Consider the following 992-nt stretch of genomic DNA (forward strand, 5'->3'; position numbering starts at 1 on the left):
TAAGCTCCGCACCCTCCAGCCCTCTGAGCGCTTCCACAATGATTGGAAAAAAGCCCTTCATATCGCAGGAGCCCAAGCCAAACAATTTCTCCTGCTCAAAATGCAGCTTGAAAGGGTCTGTGCTCCAGCGAGACTCGTCGAAAGGCACCGTATCAGTATGACCTGCAAGTACCAACCCACCGGGACCACTTCCAAGAGTTGCGATCAAATTGTATTTACCCTTAAGTGGGTCAACATCTTGTATCTGCGTATTAAAACCGAGCCGATCAAACCAACCTTGAAGAATATCAATTACACGCTCATTGCTGTGATCCCAATGCGAATCCGCTGCGCTAATCGAATTCTCCGCAACAATATCACCTAACAGCTCAGTAAAAGGCGCTAACGGAACATGAGGAATCCTGGTCACTCGGTCCATACCTCCAGCCTTTCTATCTCGAGAAGCTTAAAGGTATAACTTACTTTCCCATCGCCTTTAAGCGGTATCATCTCAATCTGATGCTCATCAATAAGCTTAACGCTTCCTTCATATTCTTGCTCCTTGAATAAACGCACTCTTACCTGTTTTCCAAGCAGTTGATCAAGCGGATTAAGCTCAGTCTCCGACGACATATCAACTTCGATATAAGCGGGTTCCACTGTCTGCTCTGGCTTTGACACCGTCTCTTGAATCGGTGGAGCAAAATATTGCTCCAACTCTAAAGCAACAGGCTCTCCGTCATTGCTTTGAACCTCTACGCGCGCAATAAATGCCGCTTCTTGCCAGCCATATGAGCCGTCCCGAGGCGCGGGAACAGCATCCCCTACGGAGAATCTCAATATCCCACCCTGCTCAATAAACGTTTTAATCACTGACAAGGCAGAACTACTCACGCGATACCCGCGCATCGCANGGTTTTCACTCCAACCATCCACAATACTCTGCGACAAAGAGCCGGAATCTTCGGACTCGTGATAACAGGTCTGCGCCAGACGTTTAAAGTAACCGTTAT

1 protein-coding gene is annotated in these 992 nt (G+C 47.8%); it reads right to left on the reverse strand.

All coding sequences use genetic code 11. The annotated features are described in order from the left end of the window. On the reverse strand, window positions 1–418 hold a 418-nt coding region (locus A3750_RS24270; RefSeq protein WP_156498915.1), incomplete at its 3' end, for a M20/M25/M40 family metallo-hydrolase. Between the last annotated feature and the right edge of the window lie 574 nt (window positions 419–992).

The sequence above is a fragment of the Oleiphilus sp. HI0079 genome (assembly GCF_001635105.1).